At 59.4% G+C, this 24328-nt stretch carries 31 protein-coding genes and 1 pseudogene; 13 read left to right on the forward strand and 19 right to left on the reverse strand.

Going from position 1 to position 24328, the window contains the following annotated elements; translation table 11 throughout:
* Positions 1-90 precede the first annotated feature (90 nt).
* Both F758_RS0112095 and F758_RS0112100 read right to left on the reverse strand, forming a co-directional pair.
* The gene (locus F758_RS0112095) at positions 91-897 is read right to left on the reverse strand and encodes an ABC transporter permease (RefSeq protein WP_024508107.1); all 807 of its coding nucleotides are present in this window, start codon (positions 895-897) and stop codon (positions 91-93) included.
* Entirely contained in the window at positions 894-1487 is a 594-nt protein-coding gene (locus F758_RS0112100) for an ABC transporter ATP-binding protein (protein WP_024508108.1), read from the reverse strand. Before F758_RS0112100 ends, F758_RS0112095 begins: the two co-directional genes overlap by 4 nt.
* A 148-nt stretch (positions 1488-1635) precedes the next feature.
* Between F758_RS0112100 and F758_RS0112105 the strand changes: the two genes are divergently transcribed.
* Entirely contained in the window at positions 1636-2829 is a 1194-nt protein-coding gene (locus F758_RS0112105) for a DUF3182 family protein (protein ID WP_198026466.1), read from the forward strand.
* A 152-nt stretch (positions 2830-2981) separates the two neighbouring features.
* On the opposite strand, the gene F758_RS49480 is transcribed toward F758_RS0112105, so the two are convergent.
* The 8 genes from F758_RS49480 to F758_RS49485 all read right to left on the reverse strand — a co-directional run bounded on the left by F758_RS49480 (position 2982) and on the right by F758_RS49485 (position 8152).
* The gene (locus F758_RS49480; protein ID WP_157449974.1) at positions 2982-3176 is read right to left on the reverse strand and encodes a hypothetical protein; all 195 of its coding nucleotides are present in this window, start codon (positions 3174-3176) and stop codon (positions 2982-2984) included.
* Positions 3121-3414: a pyridoxamine 5'-phosphate oxidase family protein gene (locus F758_RS53230; RefSeq protein ID WP_502689137.1), complete on the reverse strand. Its 294-nt coding sequence runs from the start codon at positions 3412-3414 to the stop codon at positions 3121-3123. The genes F758_RS49480 and F758_RS53230 overlap by 56 nt, the downstream gene beginning before the upstream one ends.
* A gap of 239 nt (positions 3415-3653) precedes the next feature.
* Positions 3654-3950 (reverse strand): copper-binding protein, encoded by a 297-nt coding sequence (locus tag F758_RS0112115; RefSeq protein WP_024508110.1) that lies wholly within the window; start codon positions 3948-3950, stop codon positions 3654-3656.
* Between the two features lie 33 nt (positions 3951-3983).
* The gene (locus F758_RS0112120) at positions 3984-4691 is read right to left on the reverse strand and encodes an ABC transporter ATP-binding protein (protein WP_035721792.1); all 708 of its coding nucleotides are present in this window, start codon (positions 4689-4691) and stop codon (positions 3984-3986) included.
* A complete protein-coding gene (locus F758_RS0112125) occupies positions 4691-5950 on the reverse strand; it encodes an ABC transporter permease (RefSeq protein ID WP_024508112.1) in 1260 nt (419 codons plus the stop codon). Before F758_RS0112125 ends, F758_RS0112120 begins: the two co-directional genes overlap by 1 nt.
* Positions 5947-7350: a hypothetical protein gene (locus F758_RS0112130; RefSeq protein ID WP_024508113.1), complete on the reverse strand. Its 1404-nt coding sequence runs from the start codon at positions 7348-7350 to the stop codon at positions 5947-5949. Before F758_RS0112130 ends, F758_RS0112125 begins: the two co-directional genes overlap by 4 nt.
* Positions 7351-7352: 2 nt before the next feature.
* Positions 7353-7751 (reverse strand): hypothetical protein, encoded by a 399-nt coding sequence (locus tag F758_RS0112135; RefSeq protein WP_157449975.1) that lies wholly within the window; start codon positions 7749-7751, stop codon positions 7353-7355.
* Positions 7752-7816: 65 nt separating this feature from the next.
* A complete protein-coding gene (locus tag F758_RS49485) occupies positions 7817-8152 on the reverse strand; it encodes a hypothetical protein (protein WP_157449976.1) in 336 nt (111 codons plus the stop codon).
* Positions 8153-8788: 636 nt separating this feature from the next.
* Between F758_RS49485 and F758_RS0112145 the strand changes: the two genes are divergently transcribed.
* From F758_RS0112145 to F758_RS0112155, 3 genes are all read left to right on the forward strand, one after another.
* Positions 8789-9472 carry a response regulator gene (locus F758_RS0112145; protein ID WP_024508116.1) on the forward strand — a complete coding sequence of 228 codons (684 nt, stop codon included), beginning with the start codon at positions 8789-8791 and terminating at the stop codon, positions 9470-9472.
* A 50-nt stretch (positions 9473-9522) separates the two neighbouring features.
* Positions 9523-10842 carry a sensor histidine kinase gene (locus F758_RS0112150; protein ID WP_024508117.1) on the forward strand — a complete coding sequence of 440 codons (1320 nt, stop codon included), beginning with the start codon at positions 9523-9525 and terminating at the stop codon, positions 10840-10842.
* Between the two features lie 295 nt (positions 10843-11137).
* Positions 11138-11725, forward strand: coding sequence for a QcrA and Rieske domain-containing protein (locus F758_RS0112155; protein WP_084305288.1), 588 nt, complete (start codon positions 11138-11140; stop codon positions 11723-11725).
* 333 nt (positions 11726-12058) lie between these two features.
* Here F758_RS0112155 and F758_RS51755 read toward each other — a convergent pair whose 3' ends face one another.
* Positions 12059-12652, reverse strand: coding sequence for a LysR substrate-binding domain-containing protein (locus F758_RS51755; protein WP_245286484.1), 594 nt, complete (start codon positions 12650-12652; stop codon positions 12059-12061).
* On the reverse strand, positions 12544-13017 hold the full coding sequence (locus F758_RS51760) for a LysR family transcriptional regulator (protein WP_245286477.1): 474 nt from the start codon (positions 13015-13017) through the stop codon (positions 12544-12546). The genes F758_RS51755 and F758_RS51760 overlap by 109 nt, the downstream gene beginning before the upstream one ends.
* A 129-nt stretch (positions 13018-13146) precedes the next feature.
* Here F758_RS51760 and F758_RS0112165 point away from each other — a divergent pair, with 129 nt between their 5' ends.
* The gene (locus F758_RS0112165; protein ID WP_024508119.1) at positions 13147-13383 is read left to right on the forward strand and encodes a DUF1127 domain-containing protein; all 237 of its coding nucleotides are present in this window, start codon (positions 13147-13149) and stop codon (positions 13381-13383) included.
* A gap of 252 nt (positions 13384-13635) precedes the next feature.
* Here the strand turns inward: F758_RS0112165 and F758_RS0112170 are convergent, their stop codons facing one another.
* From F758_RS0112170 to F758_RS0112185, 4 genes and pseudogenes are all read right to left on the reverse strand, one after another.
* Complete coding sequence (locus F758_RS0112170) at positions 13636-13950, reverse strand: PepSY domain-containing protein (RefSeq protein ID WP_502689136.1); 315 nt, start codon at positions 13948-13950, stop codon at positions 13636-13638.
* Positions 13951-14369: 419 nt separating this feature from the next.
* Positions 14370-15452 (reverse strand): Cj0069 family protein, encoded by a 1083-nt coding sequence (locus tag F758_RS0112175; RefSeq protein WP_024508121.1) that lies wholly within the window; start codon positions 15450-15452, stop codon positions 14370-14372.
* Between the two features lie 451 nt (positions 15453-15903).
* Positions 15904-16099, reverse strand: a pseudogene (locus tag F758_RS51765) (PIN domain-containing protein); the annotation flags it as partial.
* Positions 16096-16356, reverse strand: coding sequence for a type II toxin-antitoxin system Phd/YefM family antitoxin (locus F758_RS0112185; protein ID WP_024508122.1), 261 nt, complete (start codon positions 16354-16356; stop codon positions 16096-16098). The gene F758_RS0112185 and the pseudogene F758_RS51765, both read right to left, overlap by 4 nt.
* A gap of 333 nt (positions 16357-16689) precedes the next feature.
* On the opposite strand from F758_RS0112185, the gene F758_RS47570 reads away from it, so the two are divergent.
* Positions 16690-16887: an ArsR/SmtB family transcription factor gene (locus F758_RS47570; protein WP_198026469.1), complete on the forward strand. Its 198-nt coding sequence runs from the start codon at positions 16690-16692 to the stop codon at positions 16885-16887.
* On the opposite strand, the gene F758_RS49490 is transcribed toward F758_RS47570, so the two are convergent.
* Both F758_RS49490 and F758_RS0112195 read right to left on the reverse strand, forming a co-directional pair.
* Complete coding sequence (locus F758_RS49490) at positions 16850-17239, reverse strand: hypothetical protein (protein WP_024508123.1); 390 nt, start codon at positions 17237-17239, stop codon at positions 16850-16852. The two genes, F758_RS47570 and F758_RS49490, sit on opposite strands and share 38 nt — an antisense overlap.
* 178 nt (positions 17240-17417) lie before the next feature.
* Entirely contained in the window at positions 17418-17627 is a 210-nt protein-coding gene (locus tag F758_RS0112195; RefSeq protein ID WP_024508124.1) for a hypothetical protein, read from the reverse strand.
* An 83-nt stretch (positions 17628-17710) separates the two neighbouring features.
* On the opposite strand from F758_RS0112195, the gene F758_RS0112200 reads away from it, so the two are divergent.
* Complete coding sequence (locus F758_RS0112200; protein WP_024508125.1) at positions 17711-18211, forward strand: Fur family transcriptional regulator; 501 nt, start codon at positions 17711-17713, stop codon at positions 18209-18211.
* 213 nt (positions 18212-18424) lie between these two features.
* Here the strand turns inward: F758_RS0112200 and F758_RS0112205 are convergent, their stop codons facing one another.
* Positions 18425-18808, reverse strand: a complete 384-nt coding sequence (locus tag F758_RS0112205; protein ID WP_024508126.1) for a VOC family protein — start codon at positions 18806-18808, stop codon at positions 18425-18427.
* Positions 18809-19055: 247 nt separating this feature from the next.
* Here F758_RS0112205 and F758_RS0112210 point away from each other — a divergent pair, with 247 nt between their 5' ends.
* From F758_RS0112210 to F758_RS0112235, 6 genes are all read left to right on the forward strand, one after another.
* Positions 19056-20297 (forward strand): CobW family GTP-binding protein, encoded by a 1242-nt coding sequence (locus F758_RS0112210; RefSeq protein ID WP_024508127.1) that lies wholly within the window; start codon positions 19056-19058, stop codon positions 20295-20297.
* A gap of 11 nt (positions 20298-20308) precedes the next feature.
* Positions 20309-21289 carry a CobW family GTP-binding protein gene (locus F758_RS0112215; protein WP_024508128.1) on the forward strand — a complete coding sequence of 327 codons (981 nt, stop codon included), beginning with the start codon at positions 20309-20311 and terminating at the stop codon, positions 21287-21289.
* 109 nt (positions 21290-21398) lie between these two features.
* Positions 21399-21704, forward strand: a complete 306-nt coding sequence (locus tag F758_RS49495) for a nitrate reductase (protein WP_157449977.1) — start codon at positions 21399-21401, stop codon at positions 21702-21704.
* Positions 21705-21742: 38 nt separating this feature from the next.
* Positions 21743-22582 carry a metal ABC transporter solute-binding protein, Zn/Mn family gene (locus tag F758_RS0112225; RefSeq protein WP_198026470.1) on the forward strand — a complete coding sequence of 280 codons (840 nt, stop codon included), beginning with the start codon at positions 21743-21745 and terminating at the stop codon, positions 22580-22582.
* Positions 22582-23400 carry a metal ABC transporter ATP-binding protein gene (locus F758_RS0112230; protein ID WP_024508131.1) on the forward strand — a complete coding sequence of 273 codons (819 nt, stop codon included), beginning with the start codon at positions 22582-22584 and terminating at the stop codon, positions 23398-23400. The genes F758_RS0112225 and F758_RS0112230 overlap by 1 nt, the downstream gene beginning before the upstream one ends.
* Positions 23366-24208: a metal ABC transporter permease gene (locus tag F758_RS0112235; protein WP_198026471.1), complete on the forward strand. Its 843-nt coding sequence runs from the start codon at positions 23366-23368 to the stop codon at positions 24206-24208. The genes F758_RS0112230 and F758_RS0112235 overlap by 35 nt, the downstream gene beginning before the upstream one ends.
* Positions 24209-24328 lie beyond the last annotated feature (120 nt).

The following is a 24328-nucleotide window of genomic DNA, read 5'->3' on the forward strand; positions in this document are numbered from 1 at the left end:
TGCTGGCGTTAGTGGTCCAGACCACAGGTGCCGGAATTCCTTCGAGAGGATGGTCAGCACACGGCCTGGCCGTGATGACATCAGGCAGCCCTACCCCGGCGTTTCGCTTGCGATCCGGTCCAAGCGCAATCGGTGTCTATGATCCGTGAGCAGACGTCCGCCTCCAATAACGGCCGCAAGCGTCCCCAGGCCCGTTCCGCCGGCAATCAGGAACATGATTAGGAGTTGATATTTCACGGCATCGACAGGTTCGACGCCAGCAAGGATCTGGCCGGTCATCATTCCCGGCAGGGACACAAGACCGATCGCCGCCATTCCGTTGATCGTCGGCATGAAGCCGCTTCGCAAGGCGTCGCGGATCACCGGCAGCAGCGCCTGATACCGCGTACCTCCCAGCGCGAGATAGGATTCCGCTGCCGCCCGCTCACGCACCAGACCATTCGTGAGCACGTCCAAACCCAGGCTTACCCCTGTCATGGTGTTGCCCAGGATCATACCCAACAGGGGCAGCGCATAGCGCGGATGATACCAGGGCTCGGGGTGCAACTGGGTCAGCAGCGAAAACACGGTGACGGTACCAGCAGCGAGCAACGTACATCCTGCGCCCAAGCCGTAGGTCCAAATACCCAGCAGCGGCCGCCTCTGCCGCACAACGATCTCGCGCGATGCGAAGATCACCATTATGAAGGCCGCGAGAGCGGTCCAGAACGGCGAGACGGCGGCAAACAAGAACGTGAGCACATATCCGACGAGCACCAGCTGAACCACCATCCGTACAGCCGCGATGGCGAGTTGTCGTTCAAGCTTGAGTTGAAGCACAAGCGAGAGAACGCCGTCCATGACGACGAGCAGCGCGGGCAGGAGGAGGTCACTGTAAGCCAGTTGGATATAGCTCAAAGCCGATGTTCCTCAATGCGACCGGCGCCCATAACAAACAACCGCGATCCGACGCGACGGGCCTGAGCGTTATCGTGAGTGCTCCATATAACGGCTGTCCCGCTCGAGATGCGCTCAGCAATGATCGATTCCACGGTCGCGGTCGACGTCGCGTCGAGCGCGGAGGTTGGCTCATCCAGCAGAAGCACCCGCGAACGCAGCATCAGCGCCCGGGCAAGCCCCAGCCGCTGCTTCTCTCCAGTGGAAAGTCTTCGGATGGGCCAGCTTCCGCAGTCGGGAGGTAATCCCAATCGCGCGATCAGCGGCATCGCATCATCCCAGGCGGTAAAATGCTCTTGTACCGTATCGACCCACCAGCCCGGCTCAGCGGCGAGGTAGGTTACTTGCTTCCGCCAAAGTGGGGCCGGCACGGCTTCCCTGAGCGTTTCGTCCAGTTTGACCGCTCCCTCGTTCGGGTCGAGATCGGCGATAGCGCGGAGCAGCAGGCTTTTCCCGACTCCGGAAGGTCCCTGCAGGGCGATGCATTCGCCATCCTTTAATTCAAAGGAAACAGAGATGTGCAAGCGCGTCAGCGCGCTGACCGTAAGCATGACCGTCCATGACCTTTTTTAGGCGATGCCTTGCGCTCGAGAAGACCGCCTACTATCCTATTCGCACGGGGAAATGCAGTCTCCCCGTTAGACGGGTGTTTTCCGTCCAAGCACTGGCCACTCCCCTCGTGTCGGAATGGTTGCGCGCATGGACGGCTCGAAATTTTCCTCTCTTATCGGTCATGCTCGCCGATCGCGGCTGGCCACCGGCGGTCAGATCGCGCTCAATCCGCAGGCGATCACTGCGGTCGCCCTCTACCGCTCTCGGCTGGGCTCGCCGATGTACCTCCACGAAAAAGTTGCGCTTTCCGTGGTCGCCGAAAGCATCGCGCGGCTTAGAGGCTGTAGGTGCGCCGGTGTCTTCGATGCCAACGAACACTCGATTGAGGATGTTTTCTTCGTTCCGGACGACACACTCATGCTCGAGGAGGCGCGGGGCCTTGGCATCCACTCTCCCCGTCAGCTTTATGGCGCGGTTGTGCCCTATCCTTTCGCCAAAACGAAAGCCATCACGCATCGCCTGATCAATAAGCACGCGGCGCGCCCATATGGTTGGTCAGCAGCATTCGCAGAAAACGTCAGCACTGCGGTGCTGCCAGGCTACGTCGCGTTCAACGCTAAGGACGTAAGAACGGCTGCCAGGCGGCTACTGTCGCAGGGCCCAGTCCGCGTCAAGGAGCCACTAGGAGATGGCGGGCACGGGCAAAGTGTGGTTAGCACGATTGCTGAACTGGACGCTTTTCTCGAGAACTCGTCGGCCGATAGGGTCGCATCCCATGGACTGGTTCTCGAAACGAACCTGCGCGGAGTTATGACGCGCAGCATCGGGCACACAATGATTGGCGATCAAACGATTGCCTACCATGGCACGCAACGGTCGGTCACAAACAATCAAGGGCTATCGGTTTACGGTGGTTCGCATCTGATTTGTGTGCGCGGAGGCTGGGCAGAGCTGGAAACTCTGCCGATGAATGCCGAGGCGCGTCTCGCCATAACGCAGGCTCGACTCTATGACGGAAATGCTGCTCAATATGCCGGCTTCTTCGCCTCACGCCGAAACTATGACGTTGGCCAAGGCGTGGACGAGCGCGGTCAATGGCGATCTGGGGTCTTGGAGGGGTCGTGGCGCTCAGGCGGTGCAAGCACCGCCGAACTCGCGGCACTGACTGCGTTCGCAGAAGATCCTTCCTTGCGGGTTGTCGAGGCGGCCTCGGTTAAACAATTCGGAAAGCCGCGCAAACCGCCGCGCGGCGCCGCAGTTCACTTTTGCGGGAATGACCCCGACGACGGGCCACTCATGAGATACACCGTGATTAGACGAGCGCTGCGCGATGCTGGATAATCGCAGCAGTTCGTTGGCGTGCTTAAATCAATTGCTCGACGATCTTTTTCTGACAGACGCCTGTTCGCAGCGGAGGTCGCATGCCCTCGCGCAGAGATATCTAACTCCGCGGACACCGTCTTGGCCGAAACGAAGATGCGAACTGAACAGTTTCAAAAGTGTACCAGGACTTCTTCTGCAATCCGCTCGGGGGAGGGAGATTTTCCGGTCAGCTTCGCTTGCACATAGTAGTAAGCATAGGTCAGGAGTGATGCTGGTTTGCTCCAGGACTTAATCGTCTTCACGTCGATTTCAATGAGCGCAATCCTTCTGCGGACCATCAGGAAACCACACACTGAACCCTTCACGCCAAAGCTCGTGAACCTTGGCGCGGTCGTCCACGATCCGCGCGCATCCACTCATTGAAACGAATTTGTACCGTGACGGCCGGACATAGGAAACCAGCACGTGGCCATTCTCCTCGATCTCAAGCAATCGCGGGTTATCGTTGAAAGTTAAAAACCAGAGCCTTCCGTCGAAATCGCTCTGGACGCATCCCATGGGGATTGAACCAAGGAAGCCGTCTTTTCTGATGCTGACTAGCACCGCAGCATGTTCATGTTTGACCAAGTTCCAGATTTTATCGACTTTCTTCTGATTTTCGGCGCTTCTTATTTGAGGTCTCCTGGGTGCCGCGCGCTTGCCCCTCGTAGTCCGTAAATGAACGCCAACAACAGGTTAGTGAGCGTGCAATGGAGGCGAGATCTGTTCTCGGTTTGGCCGAAAAATCCGCGCCGAATGCGCCGCCTCGTGGCGCGATCCAAGCGACATTCGGCTGCTCCCCGTCACTGCTCGCTAAGCTTTGTAATCGTCATAGCTCCGTTCATCTCCGAAGCGGAAAAGACCACTTCGTCTCCTGGTCGCACCGCATCAAACAGCAGACCATCCTGCGCTTTGAACCCTTCGACCTTGCCGTAAGAGATCGCGCCGGCCATACCCGGATGCATTTCGCGGACCGAAATAATACCGGCTAACCCGTCCACCTTTACGACTACCCCTCTAACGGTCCGTTCCGCTAAGGCATGGGAGCTGATCGTGGTCATCACCGTAGCTACTGCCAAGATAATTCGTGATACCCTCATTTGGCCTTCCCGACTGTTAGAGTGGATCGGCGCTCAAGGCGCTGAGCATAGATCGTCAGAGGTGTTCATCCCGCTGACCGAAGTGATTACTCCGCCTCGCAGTTCGAGATGCTTGTCGACCGTCTGCGCCGTGTCGCGCTGGTGGGTTACAAGCAGCAGCGTCCTGCCACGTTCACGCACCGCGCTCGTCAGCAACCCCATGACACGTTCGGCGCTTTGGTCATCAAGATTCCCTGTCGGCTCGTCGGCTAGGACGAGCGAGGGATCGTTGGCCAGTGCTCTGGCGATAGCCACCCTCTGCTGTTCTCCGCCGCTGAGCTGGGACGGGCTGTGGTCGCTGCGATCGGCCAAGCCGACGAGATCGAGAAGTTCGCAGGCGCGGGTTTTGTTCGCTCGCCCCAACGCAATCATCGGGAGCAGGACGTTTTCCAGAGCGCTCAACTGCGGGATCAAATTATAGGCCTGGAAGACCATCCCGACCTGCTGAGCGCGATACTTTGATGCCCGGGCCGCCGACAAGCAGGCGAGATCAATTCCCGCCACGATGACTTGCCCCTGATCTGGCCGATCAAGTGCTGCAATCAGATTGAGAAGCGTGGTTTTGCCCGAACCGGACGGACCACTGATCCGCACGAGCTCGCCCTGTCCGATTTCAAGTGACACATCGCGCAATGCGCCGACAACGGAACGCTCGCGGCGATATGTCTTCGAAACTGAGCGCACGGAGACAAGCGGCTGCATCACAAATTGTCCTCCGAGAGCGTTATTGCAAGAGGCTGCCGCAACAGACGAAGAGCCGTCGAGACCAATCCGACGCCGACCGCAGCGATTGCGATCGCCAACAAGGAGCACCCCACGACCCAATCGATGGTCGGCTCGGTCGGGCCAAGATCAGCCATGAGCGAAGGCATCGCGAAGGTTCGCGGCACGAAAGCATGGGCGGCGAGACCGCCAATCACGACCGCAGCCACTCCAAGCACTAGACCCAAGAAGATCGCGGGAGCGATACCCATCCCGGGCGGAAAGCCGAGGGCTATGAGCGTAGCGTATTGCCGCCGACGCTCGACATAAATGTCGTGCAGAAGGTTTGAAGCAAAGGATCCGGCCAACAACACCGTCGCGACACTCATGGTGGAAAACAACGCAAGGGTCAGAACGAAATCGCGCACCTTGCGCTGGTATTGGCTGTATCGTTCCGTTACGAAGATGCCTGGCTCCAGCCGAAAGGCTTCCCGGAGCTTGGCAACGAGAGCTGGCACGTCGGAGGCGGTTCTTGCAACGGCGAGGGCATCGGTCAGGCTGTCGCGACCGAAAATGTCCTCGCTCGTCTCGATGTTCACGAACGCACCGCTCGAGACAAAGGTCGAATCCGGGCTCAACGAAGGCGCTTCAGCCGACCTTGGCGGGGCGCCCCGTAGCGCTAATCTGTCGAGAATGCCAACGACGGTGAGCTGCAGGTCCGTACCGTCCGCCTTCCGAACCGGGAAGGTCGCGCCGATGTCTACGCCGAGCGCCCGAGCTGATGCTTGATCGAGCACCGCGACAGCATGATCTCCCCTCCCCAGGAATCGACCGCGCGCGAGCGAGAAGCTGCTCAAGCCACGTTCGACATCAGGATCGATACCGAAAATATAGATATTGAGAAAGCTGTCGCCGGAGAGGACATTACGAAAGAGCGACTGTCGCTTGACGACCTGGCTGTCACCCGCAGCCGTTTCCAGCTCGGCGGGATCGATGAGCGGTTCATAGACCGGTATTGTGAGCGGCGGCAGATTGCCACTTCGTGGCGTTTCAAACAGAGCCCGGTTGAAACGACTCTTGACCTCAACGACATCGGGCCGATCCTGACGTATGGCCCTACTCAATGTATTTCGAGCCCCCTCGACGACCATCAGCGACGCAGCGACCGTCGCGCCGGTAGCGGCGAGAACGATGGTCGCGGCAAGCGCTTCGACGAAGCGGCGGCCGAAGCCTCCGAAGGTAAGCTTCACCCAGATCATGCAGACACCCGAAGGAGCTGGGCGGGCGCTTGAGTAAGCGGCCAAAACAGCGCCGGAAGGGCAGCGATGGTTGCTGCGACAAGCGCAACCACGGCGGCAAAGACGAACGTTGAAGGGCTTCGAGCGAATGGCAGAATGCCGACCGCCGCTCCGGCCATCACCACGCCCGCGGCAAGTACCGTGTACAGTCGTATCGCGAAATAGAGCAGGACTTTAGGCGGCGAAAAGCCAACGGCCTGCAAGATGCCAAGTTCGCGCCAGCGTGCCAGGACCAGCTGGATCTGCAGACCAGCGGCTCCGGCCGCCACGAGTACAAGCAGGAGAAGGATGAAGAACGACCCACCTGTTTCCAATTTCTTCTGCTCTTGGAGCGCCGCTTCGAAGTTGTTTCGCTCCGGCACTCTTAGGCAGAATGATGCTCCAATAGCGGCGCCGCAGTCTTGCTTGAGACCGCGCTGATCGAACAAGGATATCGCTTCGCGTACGACCGACGGCACTGCCCGAACTGAGTTCGCTCGCACGACCAGTTCTTTGGCTACCGCATCCTTTGGGGGTGATATGCCGCGAGCAGCCAATTGCTCGCCGACGAATCTGAGAAATTCTCCCACGAGCTGTTCGTTCAAAAGGATGGGCAGCGTGGTTGCCACACCCTCCGGCGCATCTGGCCGGCGGACTGTGAGGATTTCACTGCCGCGCGCAGCAAGGCGCCAAAATGGCTCAAATCGACCCTGATCCGGGCCTATGAGCGCGAATGTCCCGACCAGGCGCAGCTTCTCGTAGCGTCGAACGATTGGTGGATTTGCATTCACATACGTCAGATCGACGGTTGCGTCTGCACCAGGTCGAATTCCGACGTAGTCAGTGACCCCGGAGGGAACAACGACCTCGTTGCGATCCGGCGGGCGTACTGTGCCAGATGTCGCAAGCAGCGGGACTCCGAGAACTGCCGTGGGCGCCTTCGGATTCAGATCGTGGAAATTTACATAATAGTCCCGCACGGGATCGAATGACGGATCGACGCCTAGCACAGTGGTCCGGGCACCGAGAGATTCCTGCTGCTTGTCGTTCTCGAAGACTATAAAAGATGTGTCCGCCACCAGGCCGAGCTGAGTCCCGTTGTAGGGAGCAACGACTGACTGCACGCCGGCAATCGAACGTAGCGCCTGAACCAGATTCGTGACTTCGCCCCTGGCTGCGCTGCCAAGCTCAATAACAAACGTCGCCGCTCCGGATGCTTCGTAGCCGGTCAGGAGCTCCGCCTGTCGAAGACCTATCTGCCCCACAAAGAATGTGACTGCGATCAGTGCGAGCGCGATCGCCAGCGCGGTTACCAGTGATCGCAGCCACGCCCTTCTCAGATCGACAAAGGCGAGCCAAATCAGCCCGCGATACACGATCACTCCTATCTCAGTTCGCGCTCGATATCTTCATGGAGCTCGCCGATCATGCCGGAAACGGTCGATTTCACCTTGGCGGCAGGCGCGCCGCTCTTGAGCTGTTTGTCAAGCGAATCGAACAGCAACTGCTGCTCGCGAGCCTCACGCGCTGAAATCCTCGGCGCCACGCCATTCCAGGCCGCACGGGCTTCCCTGAAGCGGGTCTGAGCTTCAGCCGCGTTGCCTGACGCGTAGGCCGTATCTACCGCGCGCAACGAGCTCACGATCCGATCCACTGATCCCCTACCTTCCGACCTCTTCTGAGCGACTGCGGCGCCGCTCCAGCCTGCACTGTCAATTCCGAGACCGATCGTCACCACGCCGGCCGCCAGCATTAAGCTAATCCACTTTGGGTCAGTTCTCATCGCATCCTCCTGTAAGATGCCAGTCAGCACAGATTCCCCGGCTCGATTCTCTTCGGCTCAGACTCCTAGTCGAGCCGTTCCGAAGCAGTCGAAGACTTCTTTCCCTGCAGCAGAACGATCGCGGCCTCCGGACGGTCGCCCTTGAGCTCTGGCATGGCGCTTACGACGATCACGTCCGCCGCTTCTCCCTTAGCCTGTCCTTTCGCTTTGGTTGCAGCATCCGCCAGCTTGACCTTTGCCCTGTCCATTGCGGCCTTTTTTGCCTTCGCGTGGTCGAGATCTTCGCCCTCGGTAATCGGCTCGACCTTGCTGATATTTCCACTCACGTGATCGACGATGACCTCGAAAAACTTTCCGTCTTTTGCGGTGTAGACGGAGAGCTGGAGCTTGCCCTCATCCATCTCGAATTTTCCTGAGATCGGCTGTCCCTCTCGCTCGCTTGCCGTGAACCCCTGCTGCAAGCTCACCTTTGCCCCACCCAATGCGTTCGCCAACTCTGCTTGTTCCTGGTCCGGGCCAATCGCAAGAGCCGAGCGCTGTCCGGCGAAAGGTGCCACCAGGACAACGAGGCCGAGTACGGACGTAAGCAAGACCTTTCGTCTGGTCATGTGATACCTCCCTTCATTGATCGAGATGCTCTGCTCTCAAATCCGTTATTGCACCATCACTTGTGACTGTTGCGGAGATGGACCAGGCGATCAGGCCGGTAACGGCCGTCGCGCCATCGGAACCGGTTTTTCAGTCTCCAGCGGCAGGACGTGAGGGACGAGACCTCCCTCTCGCGGCCGGCAGCCTGTCGCGCGGTGCGCTTTGATCGAGTGGTCTGGTCGCGCAACATTGTCATCCGCCGTTTCTAATCACTGGCTCCCGCCAGTCCGACGAGCGCGCGGCCCGGTCCCTATCCGCGATCGAATGCTGGTCGTGTTTCCGCGCCGCCACCACTGAAGAGTTTCTGAAATCTCTGTCAGGAACGCTGCGGCAGCAAGGAACCAGTCTATAATCCTGATGCGAGAGCAGCTCTCGAGGCGGAGCACATCGTGCGTATTCTGATCATTGAGGACGAAAAGAAGGTCGCGAACGCTCTGCGCGAGGGCCTTGAAGCAGAGCACTATGAAGTTGCGATCGCGGCGACCGGAGAAGAAGGTTTTTTCCTTGCAAGCCAGCGCTCCTTCGATCTTCTGTTGCTCGATCTCATGCTGCCGCGCCGCGACGGTATTGATGTCCTTGCCACGTTGCGCAAGTGTGGCAATCAGACGCCGATATTGGTCGTTACCGCGAAGGACGCTGTTGAAGACCGGGTGATTGGTCTCGATCAGGGCGCCGACGATTACCTCACCAAGCCGTTCGCATTCTCCGAGCTGCTTGCGCGCATCCGGGCGCTGCTCCGCCGCGGGCGCATGGACCAGATCCTCAAGCTACAGCACGACGATCTTGAGATGGATCTCGTCACGCACAAAGTCACCAGGGGAGCTCAGCCTCTCGACCTAACCACGAAGGAATTCGACCTGCTCGAATACCTATTGCGCCACAGCGGCCACGTTGTATCCCGGGAGATGCTCGCACGCGATGTCTGGCACGCAACGGCCAGGGCGACACCGCTCGACAACGTCATCGACGTTACGATCGCGCGGCTGCGTCGCAAGATCGACGAACGCTACGAAAGAAAGCTACTGCACACCGTCCGCGGCCTTGGATACCTACTGAGCGGGAGGGAAGGATGAGATTCCGTCCCCCAAGCGTCCGCGCACGGCTTACTCTGTGGCACGCTGCGGTGCTGACGCTGATCGTATGCATTTTCTCCGCAGGCATTCTGCTTTTCCTCCATGCTCGCCTCTACGCCGCCTTGGACGCGCAACTCGAGCGAGAGATTGCGACCATCGGTAAGGTGTATCGGGAGGAACCGGAGGAACTGAAGAATCTTGCCTCTGAGTGGGGCATCACTTTGTTTCGGGTGGACGATGCCGGCGGCGTTCGTCAGCAAACCGAAGCATGGGAGCGAGAAGGACTGTCGCGTGCGCTGCAGATTGGCGACTCGGCATCGCCGCTGTCCTGGACGGCGTCGGATGGCCGTCGCTATCGCGTCCATAGCATTTCTGAACCGTCCTATCGCGTGGCTGCTGCAATCGAGGAAACCTCCCTGCGGGACACGCTTTGGACGCTCGCAGTCATTCTCGCGATGGGTATTCCCTTCGCCGCCGGCCTGGCGGTCGCGGGAGGTTACTTCCTTGCCGGCCGCGTCCTTTCCCCAGTCGGCGCCATGGCGCAAAAGGCTCGGGAAATCACCGCGGAGTCGCTCGCTAAACGGCTCCCGGTCGATAACGCCAGGGACGAGTTCGGGCAGCTCGCGACAGTATTCAATGACACGCTATCCCGTCTGCAAGATGCCTTCGAACGCCTGCGCCGCTTCACGGCCGATGCTTCGCACGAACTGCGCACCCCACTCACCGCGATGCGCAGCGTGGGGGAAGTGGCGCTACAGAATAGGTTTGACGCCGTCACGTATCGCGACGTCATCGGCAGCATGCTGGAGGAGGTCGACAGGCTCACGCGGCTCGTCGAGAGCCTTCTGATTCTCACGCGCGCCGACTCGGGAAAAGTCCAGCTGGCCCCAGAGGACCTGGACGTTGGAGGGTTGGCGGGACATGTCGTCGATCAGCTCCGTGTGCTCGCCGACGAAAAGCAGCAAGCACTCGCGCTTCGAGCTCCGATCCCGGTCTATGCTAGGGCAGACGCCGCGCTCATCCGTCATGCCCTCATGAATCTGATACACAATGCGATAAAATACACCCCAAATGGCGGCACGATCACCGTCGAAGTGAATGCAACGGGCGGCCAGGCCAAGATCGAGGTACGAGATACGGGCCCCGGCATTCCTGCCGCGCACCGGGATCGTATTTTCGATCGCTTCTATCGCGTCGACACTGGCCGCTCTCGGGAAGAGGGCGGGGTCGGACTGGGGCTCGCGATCGCTCGCTGGGCGGTGGAGGCGAACGGCGGGCACATCGAACTCGCGAGCGATGGCAAAGCCGGAAGCTTGTTCCGGGTCATCTTGCCGCCTACGGGTAAATCATTCGCGCTTGGAAAAGGCTGATGTTCTCCTTCTGGATTGAGCAGGACACCAAAAGCTGCATGATCGCGAGATGGACTGCGGCCAATTCCCTCTTGAGCGACGTGGGTTGCCCATTCCTGCGGAAGGTGAGCTGCATATTTTGCACCGTTCGGAGCTCTAGCCGCGCCTGAGGTGATTTCCGAAGCGTCTTCAGCGAGGTCGGTTCTCTCCGACTGCACCAGGCAGTCGTTCGTTTGTCTCGCTTATCTGGCCGTGTCGAGGCGTTCATGTCCGGACCGGAATAGATGTTGTAGGTACAGTCGAAAGGAGACAAGTTATGGTATGTCAGGACCCAGTGCGACGCTCGCTGCTGCTAACGGCTCTGGCCGCCGGCGCATACCTGGCTGGCAAACCTGCTGCGGCTGAGGAAGATCAGCCCGGAAGCGATGAGCGACCGCAAAAGGGTGATTTTCTCGTTCACTCCGAAGGGGAGCATGCGGACGAAATCATCAAACCGAGCGATCTCACGCTAGGCGGGCCGCCCGTGCACGCCTGGCCGAAGGACCCGCAATCCTCGGTGATCCGCAAGGGATCGCGGCTCAACGAGATTGTCCTGCTAAGGCTTGATCCGGGCGAACTCGACGAGCAGTCTCGATCGCGATCGGCCGATGGTATCGTCGCCTATTCGGTGGTTTGCACTCACGCCGGATGTCCCGTCTCCGAGTGGGTGAAGGCGGCAGAAACTGACAAGAAAATTCTGAAATGTCCGTGTCACAACTCCGAATTCAATCCACGAGAAAGCGCACAAGTTGTGTTCGGGCCCGCACCCCGGCGTCTGGCGGTGCTTCCGCTCGCGATCGCCGAGGGCTCGCTCACGGTGGCTGCACCATTCGTCGGAAAAGTAGGTGCTCAGCAGGCGGGATAACAGTCACGCGGTCAAGCTGGAATTGTTTCGCGAAAGCGGCAACGGGAGTCGCAGCCGCCGGCGTCTGTCGGTTACAAGGCTCCCCCCAATCATCGATTGTGCGCGCTCCTCGAAGCGGAACGGAACGGCGAACGTCAGTCCGGCGCAGACTTCGCTGACCGGGTGATGGTTGGTACAGTTGGCGGAGGTAAGTGGGGATTTTCGTCTGGTCGTGGGTACCTCCCTTATTGATCGAGATACCTGCTCTTATCGAAGCTGCTGTTTCACCATCACCCATCTGATCCAGCAGAGATGACCGGCGTTTCGGCATTCGATTGTGAGCGGGGTCCCTGGTCAGCACCCCGCTCGTCCGACTTCGCGCTGTTTCGATGCCTTTGAAGTCCAGCCGAGCGATTTCAGCCGACCAAGATCGCTCGACGCGTCCGCAAGCAGCCACTCGCGAAAGGTCGCGATCTTCGGCAGAGTCGCCGTCGCCCTTGGACAAACAATCCAATAGGTCCTCGACACCGGTATGGAGGCCGGGAAAGGCCGCACGAGCCGGCCGTTGATCAGATCCCAGGCCGCCAGCGTCGTGCGCGCAAGCGCCACACCCTGGCCGTTGACCGCCGCGTCGATTACCGTGCTCGCGCGGTTCAAGACCGGACCGTGCGTGACGCCGGCCCAGTCGATTCCGACGCCTTGGAGCCAGTTTTGCCAGTCGGCGCGGCTGTCGAGATGGATCAGTGGAAATTTGAGAATATCGGTCGGCCTCTCGAGGCGGCGCCGCCCCGACAACAGCTTGGGGCTGCAGACTGCAAAGAGCTGCTCCGGGCTCAGCCTTACCGTGTCGAGTCCCGGCCAATTGCCGTCGCCATGGCGCACCGCGAGATCGACCTCCTCCCGCGCGAAGTCCACGTGATGCATCGTTGCGGAAACACGCAAATCGATGCCGGTGTGGGCTTCGGCAAAGTGGCCGAGCCGGTGCACCAGCCACTTTGCGGCAAGTCCGGCGAGGTGCTGACCGTGAGGACGCCTGCGCTCTGGCGCTTCAACAGGCGCTCCGTCCCTGCCCCGATCCGGTCAAGCGCATCGCGCACCACCGCGAGATAGTCCCGGCCGGCCTCAGTGATGATCAAGCGCTGCCGTTCACGATTGAACAGCTTGATTGCGAGTTCGGTTTCCAGTGCCTTGACCTGATGGCTCACGGCTCCTTGCGTAACACAAAGCTCCTCTGCCGCGCGCGTAAAGTTTTCATGCCGGGCCGCGGCCTCGAAAGCCTTCAACGCGTTTAGCGGCGGCAGTCGCGGTCGCATCGTCAGGCTTTCTGGACGGGTCAATGAGAAAAACTAGGTCAAGCCCGAGAAACGATGCTTTGCGGGCTTCACCCCGCCGATCCTATTCAGACGGCGGAATAAGGAAATGATGGGATTTGGAGCCATTCGATGTCAACGATATTCGGCAGTACCGATCTTCTTCCGCAAGTCCGACGCGGTGCAGGAGCCGGTGGTCATCAACGCAATATATGGCGGCTGCGGCTCGCCAAATGGCTCTCATGCAGCGAGCGGATGAGCCAGCGCGCTGATCTACGTGCCATCGCCGACAACCCGCATCTACTCGCGGACCTCGGGCTCACCCGGGATGAGGCCCTGGAGCAGGCCAATACGCCGTTCTGGCGGTGACCCGACAAGGTCATCCATTATCCAGGAAGCAGGGCTAAACCAGATTGTGTACGATGCGTACTACGCCTATGGAAAGAGATGGTGAAGCGGGCAAGCCCGCTGGCCAATTCGCGAGTTGATGTCGAACTGACAATCGGAGAGCGATCTCCGCTGAAGTGTCCATTCTACCGATTCAGTGTTTGCACCGCGCCAATCAGCTTACCCGCACCCTCGATTGCGAGGTGAACTTGTCGGCGGCCGATACGGCAACGGCTACTTCCGCTCTTTGACTTGGCCACTGCTGTCTACGACGATCGACACCTCCTTGCCATTCTTCGTCGCTTTCGCGGAAATTCCTTCGGCGGTAGATTTGATGTCCCGGACTTGAGAGTAGCCAGCCGATTGGAGTTTGGCGACGAGTTCCTCTTGCGTGAGCGCGTGCGCAGGTGTGAAGAAGGCGACGATCAAGCAGCAGGCCAGAGTCCGAGACAGGGTTCGCACCGACATGACTTCGCTCCACAATTTTGTGCTGGTCACGAAAGCGTCCTTGCGGATCGCAACGTCTATTCGACAGGGCAGTTCCGTCATCGGACGCTATCCCTGAAAATGCTGGCTCGGCGCCAGAGCCGAGATTATCTGGTCAATGCGATTTGTGCTGCACCTTGTCATCCCTCACACGAGGAGCCGTCGGCATCACCGGATCGGATCCAGGCTCGCCCGCATATGCGTCCAATACACCGAGCGCGATGCCGAAGCCCTCGCTAACCCTATCTGGGTCCCCCCAGTATGTGACTGTGTCGATTGGACAAAGGACAGAATTGCCGAGGACTTGATCGGACGACGTACCAAATGGCATCTGCACCGATGTTAATTCGCCAACGCGTGGCACGGCCGGGTGCACGGCGTTCGACGTCGGTCGGCTTGCGGTCGCCACCAGAGCTGGCCGGCAATTCTCTCTCGTCCATGCGCAATCTCCTCGACCAGGTTCTGTAATCGATCACTAGAGGCTACGGTCGACCGCACCTCGCTCCCTCGGTTTGCCGAATGCGGTTCATGACCGTCCGTGCTATTGCGGCCGGCGCCTCGTCAGGAATCGCGAAGCATGAACTCGCATTGATTTCGCAGAGGACATATGTGTCGGTGCCAGCCGCGTCTTGCGGACCGTAAAGGAAATCCGCGTCCCAGATTACCGGCAGCGACGATTCATCAATCGCCAGCGTTTCCATGAGCTGGGGAGTCCATTTATCCTCCATCAATCTTCGTAGCGCTTGGAACGGCAAGGCGTCCGGCCCGTGCATGATCCGAGGCCCAGGTTGTGCCTCAGGTGAGTCCGGTCCTTCCGGGGGCGGCGGGATCAAGGCCTTGACCAGTTGGTGGCCAAAGCCTGCAACCTTCGACCCGCTCATGTAGCACCGGATCATCCCCTCGGGCAGTCGAGGTTGGAACGCCTGATCGATGATGCAGCCGCCCCACCCAAAATACGGCTCGCACAGAGCAATGAAAGCCCCAAGTGGCATCTCCTCGGGTCGGCTACCGCGCTGCGCGTGCAGCACGCGAACCCTCGTGTCCGTATCCGGCAAGATTTCGACCTTCCAGACGCCTTGTCCTCCGTTTCCGCGGTTCTGCTTGAGCACGCGTGGACCGCCCGCTCGAAGGCGCGACGGGAATTCGGTGCGGAACGCATCAGCGCTGTCGTAGCAATGAGTGTCGGCGCCCCAGCCCAGGTGGCGCGTTCGGTAGAGCACCTCCTTGACGCCCATCTTCAGGATGACGTCGGGATGTGCGCTGACCCATGGGCCTTGCGCTGCGATCTCTCGCAACAGCGGATCGAGCGCCGCGCGCGTCTTGCCTTGATGGATCGGATCGACCCAGACCAGAACACCGTGCGCCGTCAGCAGCTGGTCCCGGACCGCGCCAGCGAAGCTCTCGTCATAGATAACCGGAAAGGCTTCGATACCCGAATCGGCGAGCGCCTCGAATACCCGGACGAAACGACTGTTCTGGGACGTCGCCTCCCGACGCGCGCTGTCGTCGCCGCGCCAGAGGATCGCGATTGTGGAATGATGAAATGCCCGACCTTCGGTGTTCATGTGCAAGCTCCACGACGGATTAGCTGTCGCGCAGAGCTTGGACCGAAGTCTCACGGGGAGTCTGCTCACCCCCGTGTCGGGATTCTAGCGATCTCGCACCCGAGTTTCAAGATTGAGGTTTGCTTCCCCGAACACGCCGTCGCAACACATCCAGTGCGGTGGCAGCTCGCGCGGTCCAAGACCCCGGCCAGAAAGCACAGGATCCGCGCCGCGCCTGCGGAATTGCAGATTGCCAAGTATTTGTTGCAGTGAAACTGGTCGAAGTGGAGTCCGAAGATAGACCTCCCAGACCTGCGTCACGAACGGCAGCGCAATTGCACCAGAAGCGCGCACCAGGTCAGGCAACCAGGAACAGCCGGTGCGGGAGACAGCCAACAAGTCTGCCGGCGATCGGCGCGATGCGGACTTAGGCGACCATGATGATCGCGAGCGCCGTGCGTGACCGTGATGATTTCAGACCAAGGCCCTCGATGAAACGTACCATCTCATTGTCGACGTTCTGTCGACCTGCAACAATGAGAGCTTCCGCCACGGTTACCTACAGATATCAGGACTTCGGTTTCGGCCTCCAGCACTCTGATGCACGCATCGGCAATTGGTTCTCCCAAAATGATCGCCATAAGCGCCGACGTATCGACGGCTATCATTTGGGCAGCCCATCTCCGTCATAAAGAAAATCCTGGCTCCTTGCAGGGTTTGGTCCGGGTTTGGCGTTTGCGACGCCAGAAGCACGGATAGCCTCAAGCAATTCCTTGCGTCCACGGGCGTCCAGACGCGCGCTCTTGACAGGGACAAGTTGCACGGCCGACTGACCGTGTCGTGTCAGGATTATTTCGTCGCCCCCCTCTGCCCGGCGTACCAGGTCGGTGAGTTGGCCCTTGGCTTCGGTGACGGAAATTTTCATTGATGCCGCATCGTCGATATCCATGAGCAAAAAATATGGACCATTCAATGGTCCATATCAACAGACGCAATTGGATGTGCGCCGTCCCATTGCGAGGAAATCTATCGCACGTCATCGACAACAATGCCGTGAAGCCCACTAGCGAACGGCAAACTCGGGGGCAAAGGGCGACCTCTCGAAAACTAGCAGCTTCCGAGAGGCTTACGATAAGGCTTCGGCGGCACTTTTCTCTCTTAGCCAATTGGCCCCACATTCACAGACCAACGTTCAATAGAATGATGGAATAAATGATCAAGCCGATTTCATCGCTCGCACCTTGAGGAGGCAGCAGCCATGTTCAAGGCTCTGTGTGATCCCGCGCGGCTCCAGACTCTCATCACTTTAGCTGCGGGGGAACGGAATGTTAGCGAACTCGTTCAAGCCGAACACGACAGGATAGTCACGGTTTCGGGGCGCCTGAAGGTGCTGCTGCAGGCCCGTTTGGTCAAACTCGTCAAGAACGCCATCGCGCACGCCGGCGAAAATCACTGACTGAAGGAAAGGACATCGAATGACCACCTGCAATCTTGCGCATCACACCAACCACGACCACACGCATGGACCCGGCTGCGGCCACGTTGCCATCCGACACGGCGACCACGTGGATTATCTCCACGATGGACATCTTCACCATCCGCATGCCGATCATGTGGATGAACATGCGATTGAGGTGAGCGACAGGAATCCGGATGGTTGCACGCCCGACCATCGCAACTCCGGGCATGACGCCGCTCACGTTCATGGCCCTGGCTGCGGCCACGAAGCGGTTCCGCATGGCGATCATGTCGATTATCTCGTCGCCGGTCGTCTGCACCATCCGCACGGCAACCACTGTGATGATCACGGTCCGGTGGAGATCGTGCGAAATTGAGCACGACTGCGCCGGAGCAGCGAGCAGCCGAGTTGCTCGCGCCGTTTCAGATTGTCGGCAAATCCAATTGTTCCGTCGCTTGCGGGTGCGGCGTTGAACCGGGGACAGCTAGGTTTTGCGGCGCTTCGGATAGTTGCGCGGCGCAACGGTCTCAGATTTCGGTGTAATCCAGGATCGTATGTTCTCCGGACCATACCTTGTCTGCGTCGTAGACCCGCTCGCGGCGCTTGGATCTGAAGTTTATCCCGAGAACGATCTCTCCCGTGGCCGAAGTGTCGCGGACTGTCTTCCCACCATATAGGTATCCGGACGGGGTCGAGACTGGGAGGTCGGAGTCTCTCCCGATTTGGAGCTTGGTCATCGACACTCCGGGGTGTAATGTAATGTTATAACGTATGGCGTGTTATGGTATTACACCACGGGTCGTCAAGGCGAGACTTTAAAATGCATCGTGATCCGGATCCGAGCGCAGCTTGCACGCACGCGCATTGTGATGTCATCGACGCCGAGGCGGTGCAGAGTCGCGCCCGCTCCTACGCTGCGTCGAAAGGGACGCGGTTCACCCCGACGCGTCAACGCGTGCTGGCGTTGCTTGCGGCGACTGGGAAACCAATTGCCGCCTACGAGATCGCCGAGAAGCTTAGCGGTTCGCGGAAGGTGCAGGCCGTTCAGGTCTACCGTGCCCTCGAATTCCTGCAGGAGGCAGGGTGCGTCCATCGGTTGGCCTCCCGCTCCGCTTTCTTCGCCTGCGATCATCGCCATGGAGAAGGTGAGACTGTGGTCTTTATGGTTTGCAGCCAGTGCGGCGCGGTTCAGGAAGCGGCCTCGGACCTGGTGGCACGCGGCCTGCGAGGCGCGGCGAAAACGACTGGCTTCAGGCCCCGACATCCGATGATTGAGGTCGAGGGCGAGTGCGCAAAATGCGCGGGCGAATCGGTGAGCTGACATCTTGAGTTCGGTGGGCAGACTCGAAGACCGGTCCCTGGGCGCTCAGAAGAGAAGGGCAATCTCCTCTTCAAGGCGCAACGAGAATCTGCCGGCAAAGTGACGAGATGTCCGCAAGCGTCAGCGCCTGCGCTGGCTCGTCTTGCTGCCCATGAGCAGCAATTTCCACGGGCAGCGGTCCGCCCGACTGCCCGCGTTTCGATGCTTTTTGGGTCACTCAGGCCGGAAACAATAGGCCGCGATCTTGTTTCCGTCGAGATCGCGAGCGTAAGCGGCGTAGGCGTTCGGCGCCCAATCGCGCGGGCCAACGGCCCCTTCATCTTTGCCCCCGGCCGCAAGGGCGGTCTTGTGGAAGGCGGCGACCGCGGCCCGGCTTGGAGCAGTGAAGCTGATCGTGCCACCATTGGCAAAGCACGCGGGCTGCCCGTTGGCCGGCTTCAACACAAAGAACTCTGGGGCAGACTCGCCCCAGATCGATCCGCCGTCGCCGAGATCGGTCAGGCGCTTATATCCAAGTGTCCCTAACACGCTATCGTAGAATGATCGCGCTTTGACCAGGTCGTTGGTCCCGACAGTAACATGCGTGAACATCGCCATATGGATCCTCCCTCGTTGGCGCCTTGGGCGGCGACCAATGTAATATTATAACGTTACATACATGGCGAGCAAGCCGCCAGAAGCGCCATCAATGGCAACGGACATTGCCAGAACTTCTCCGATTGAGGCCCATGTTAGGATTCGAGCGTCTGCGCCAGACCGCAAATGTTGCGGCGGCACAATCGATCGTAATGAGCCCATAAGAATCGCGTTGCCTGTCCAAACGTAACGTTATAACGTTGCAACGATGGCCAACTTCTTGTGCGGCGATGACATAGATCAACCGATTCCGGTGACGATCCTTACTGGCTTTCTGGGCGCGGGGAAGTCCACGCTGCTCAATGAGCTCTTAGCGAGCGAAGCGTTTGCAGATACCGCCATTGTCATCAACGAGTTCGGCGATGTCTCAATCGATCACGACCTCGTTCGCGTGAGCAATCGCGAGCTGATGGTGACAACGACGGGTTGCCTCTGCTGCACTGCCGCCAGCGACATCAGATCTTCCCTGTTCGAACTCTACGACGCTCTGGAAAATGACGCTGTCCCGCCTTTCAAGCGCGTGATCGTCGAGACGACCGGGCTCGCCGATCCCGCCCCTATCATCAATCAGATCACACCGGGTGGAATTCCGGCGGCGGGGTACCGCGATCATGTCGTAGCACGATGCTTTCAATTGTCTGGCCTCGTCTGCGCAATCGACGTGACCACCATCGAAGACTCGATGGAGCGGCATTTCGAATGCATGAAGCAGGTGGCGTTCGCTGATCGTATCGTCCTGACCAAGACAGATGTTGGCGTGGAAGCAAACCCGCGTGCGACGGGAGTCCTGCAGAAGGTCCGCGAAATCAATCCAGCCGCCGCCATCGTGGACCGTCACGGCGTCGGATTCGATCTCCCGACCCTGTTTGCGCCGCGTCGCTATGTTCCTTCCGAACAAGGTGGCGACGTTGAGGGGTGGCTGGCTTTAGAGCAGGCGTTGGGCCAACAGGAACACGCTCACAAGCAACGTCCAACCCCCAGCCATCATGTGGCCGGCGGCATACAGAGCCTGGCATTGCTCGAAGACCGTCCGGTCTCGTCGAGAAATCTCGCCACCTTCCTTGACCTTCTCAAGGCCGTCACCGGCCCGCAACTACTCCGGCTCAAGGGACTGGTTGGACTAGAGGACGATCCGGACCGGCCTCTCGTCGTGCACGGCGTTCAGCATGCGATCTATCAGCATCGGCTGCCGGCTTGGCCCTCGGACGATCGTCGCACGCGGATTGTCGTCATTACCCACAACCTCGACGACTCTGTAATCAAGAACCTGTTCACAACGATCACGGGTATTTCCGCGCGTGAAAAGGCCAGAATGGTGCTGACTCTCGTAGGTCTGAGCGTCCTCGGCTTTGCGCTTGTCGCGGGGCTATTACTCACTTTCCACGAGCGCGCCACAGCGCTCTTCGAATCCACCCCCACGATTCAGAATTCAACAAGCTCCAAAAACTGAAAGGACAACGTATGAGCAGTGCCGCCGGACAGACTCCCGTTACCGTTCTCACCGGATACCTCGGTGCCGGGAAAACAACTTTGCTGAATCGGATTTTGACGGAGACACATGGCAGGCGCTACGCCGTCATCGTGAATGAATTCGGCGAGGTCGGAATCGACAATGATCTGATCGTCAACGCGGACGAGGAAATATTTGAGATGAACAACGGGTGCATTTGCTGCACCGTAAGAGGTGACCTTATTAGGATTCTGGAAGGACTCATGAAGCGGCGCGGGAAGTTCGACGGAATCATCGTCGAAACCACCGGGCTTGCCGATCCGGCGCCCGTGGCGCAAACCTTTCTCGTCGACGATGACGTTCGTCGCAACACAAAGCTCGACGCCATCGTCACGGTCATCGACGCAAAACATCTCCTCGGAGAGATCGACCACGCGCACGAAGCGCAAGAGCAGATCGCATTCGCCGACGTGGTTTTGCTGAACAAGACCGACCTGGTTTCGGAGCCAGACATCAAGGCGATCGAGGCGCGCATTCGTTCGATCAACCCCTATGCCATGATCCATCGTACCGAACGTTGCGCACTTGATCTCGAAAAGGTCCTGGATCGGAATGCGTTCGACCTCAACAGGGTTCTCGAGTTCGAGCCCGGCTTCCTCAACGAAGTCCACGACCATGAGCACGACAGTCACGTGAACAGCCTGTCATTGACGACTGAGACGCCGCTCGTTGCCCAGAGATTCTTACCGTGGATACAGGAGGTCGCCCAGCAGTTCGGGACTGATATTCTTCGCCTCAAGGGCATTCTTCAATTCCAGGACGACCCCGATCGCTTCGTCATTCAGGGCGTTCACATGCTGCTCGAAGGCGATCATCAGCGCCCCTGGAAGCCTGACGAGCCTAGGACAAGTCGTCTGGTCTTTATTGGCCGCGATTTGCCGGAGGACGTTCTAAGGGAAGGCTTTAACCGCTGCCAAAGTTCGAGTCATTGACGCAAGGCCCACCTTGGGCGACCGCGGTCACAGCATGACAGGAGACACTTCGTCTCCTGTCGTGCCTAACAAGCCGAGAGGAATCGCAAATCAAATTCGGAGGCCGAGCGTGTCAAAAACTGCTTTTGCTTTGGGTCTGCGCGCCCAAAGAACCGGCTATCCCGAGGCGGTTCAGCAACTTAAGCTGCAGACGCAGAAGCTGCTTGGCTTGGCAGATGATGTCACGATCTCCGTGACGGAGCTTTCCTGTCGTGAGCCGGGATGTCCCGATGTTGAAACTGTCGTCGCGATTTTGAGAGAGGGAGAGAAGCCATCCATCGCAAAAGTTCATAGGTCGATCCCGGAGGTCACTCCCGATGAACTTAAAGCAGCATTTGAACTGGCTTTGCCTAAAACGCTAGGCCGCCAATCATGAGAAAGATTAACATCGGTGTAGCGGCGGCGGCACTAATCATGCTTGGCGCCGTCACGAATATACGTGCCGCCAATGAAAAGATCGTCGTCGTGGCGGCTGAGAACTTCTACGGTGACGTAGCGCAGCAGATCGGGGGTGACACAGTTTCGGTCACCAGCGTCCTGAGCAGTCCCGATCAGGATCCACACCTGTTCGAAACATCCCCATCCGTCGTTCGCGGCTTGGCTGCCGCACAGGTCGTTATCGAAAATGGCGCTCAATACGACCCATGGATGGACGGGCTACTCAAGGCCGCGCCGAAACCCGGACGCGTTGTGATCATGGCTGCAGACCTGATGCACAAGAAGGCCGGCGACAATCCGCATCTATGGTACGATCCGGCCACGATGCCCGCGCTCGCGAAGGCGGTCGCCGCCGCGTTCACCGCAGCTGATCCTGCCCATTCGGACAGGTACGATGCTCAGCTCAATTCCTTTCTTGCCTCGCTCAGGCCAATGAACGACAAGATCGCTACTATTCGCAATAAGTATGCCGGTCTCCCAGTCACGGCGACAGAGCCGGTCTTCGGTTACATGGCAGCCGCATTGCGTCTGACGATGCTCAATCAGAGATTTCAGCTCGCGGTCATGAACAACACCGAGCCGAGCGCCAGTGACGTTGGTGCCTTCGAGCGGGACCTGGAGCGGCACAATGCGCGCATCATGTTCTATAACAAGCAGGCGTCAGATCGGGTGGTTCAGCATATGGTTGACCTTGCGCACAAGTCCAATGTTCCAGTCGTGGGCGTGACCGAGACCACCCCACCCGGATTGTCGTACCAGGATTGGATGTTGACGCAGCTCGAAGCGACTGAAAAGGCCCTGGCCGGAAACCCCTGATGAACGTACTCGAGTTCGATCACGCAAGCATTCGGATCGGCGGCCATGTCGTCCTGGCGGAGACGAGCTTCGCGATCAAACAGGGTGAATTCATCGGCGTCCTTGGTCCCAATGGGTCTGGCAAGACCACACTGATGCGCTCCATCCTCGGCCTCCTGCGGCCGAGCGCGGGAAGTATCTTCGTATTCGGCCGTACGCCACGGCGCGGGAATGCCCTCATCGGTTACGTTCCGCAGGTGCGCACGGTGGCGCCGGACTTGCGCATGCGTGGGTTCGACTTTATCGCGAGTTCCATTCGCGGCGATCGGTGGGGTCTGCCGACGCGTGGGCAAGCCGACCGCAACATGATCGATGACTCACTCGCGGCGGTGGGGGCGCTCGACCTCGCCGAGCGTCCGCTGTCGGACATGTCGGGCGGTGAGCGGCAACGGCTGCTACTGGCCCAAGCGCTGCTCGGCGAACCGAAATTACTGCTGCTCGACGAACCGTTGATCAGCCTCGATCAGCGCTATCAGGAGACGATTATCGAACTGGTTGGCCGCTTCGCTCGGGAGCGCAATATAACTGTACTATTCAGTGCGCACGAGCTCAACCAACTGATCGGAGCGCTCGATCGCGTGCTTTACCTCGGCAATGGCCGCGCCGCACTAGGGACGGTGGCGGAGGTAGTGACGTCGCCCGTGTTGTCACAACTCTACGGGACGGATATCGACGTCGTCCACGCCGACGGGCACATCTTCGTATTTTCCCGAGGCCGCGACGTCGAGCGCCACGACCATCTGCATGACCATGCTCAGGATCGTCAACACCATGCTTGACTACGATTTCATGAGAAACGCGTTCGCGGCCGCCGGAGTCGCAGCCGTGGTATCGGGCTTGGTGGGTTACTTCCTCGTGCTACGCGGACAGACCTTCGCCGGTCACGCGCTCGGGCATATCGGTTTTGCCGGCGCTACCGGCGCAATCTTGCTCGGCCTGGCACCGGTCTGGGGGCTTGTCGGGTTCACGGTTGCCGCCGGTATCGGGATGGGAGTAATGGGCGAGCGCGTCAGTGGCCGCGACGTAGCCATTGGCGTGGTCTTGTCGCTGGCACTCGGCTTCGGGCTACTGTTTCTGCACTACTATACGGCATTCGCTGCCCAAGCCACTTCGCTGCTGTTCGGCAACGTGCTTGCAGTCGACAGGTCGATGATCGCGACGCTCATCGCCCTGGGCCTGATCACGCTGGCCGCTTTGGCCGCGATCATGCGGCCGCTCATTTTTGCGAGCCTGCAGCCGGAACTTGCCGAAGCCAAGGGTGTGCCGCTGCGCTTCGTGTCCACCGCCTTCCTCGCAATCGTCGCTCTTGCAGTCTCGGAGAGCGCCCAGATTGTCGGCATTCTCCTGGTTTTCAGCCTCATGGTAGGACCGCCGGCGACCGCACAGCGGCTGGTGACCGGGTTTTGGAGCGGAATTACACTTTCAGCCGGGATCGCGTTGGCCGAGGCTTGGCTCGGCATCACCATCGCCTATCATACGGACTGGCCGGTCAGCTTCTGCATCGCACTGCTGAGCGCCCTTGGTTATTTTGTCACGCGCCTCCCGTTTGAAACGATGATTGTGCGGAACACGAGCCCACGAGTCTGACCGAAGCCTGGCGTGGGGCCGGCATCAAGAACCGCCGGCGCACGTTCAAGTATCACATGGGACCCTTGCGAATGGACAGAGAGCCACGTCGAGATTGCGCAGGCGATCAACACGGGCGAT

This window comes from Bradyrhizobium sp. ARR65 (genome assembly GCF_000472385.1).
Lineage (GTDB): Bacteria > Pseudomonadota > Alphaproteobacteria > Rhizobiales > Xanthobacteraceae > Bradyrhizobium.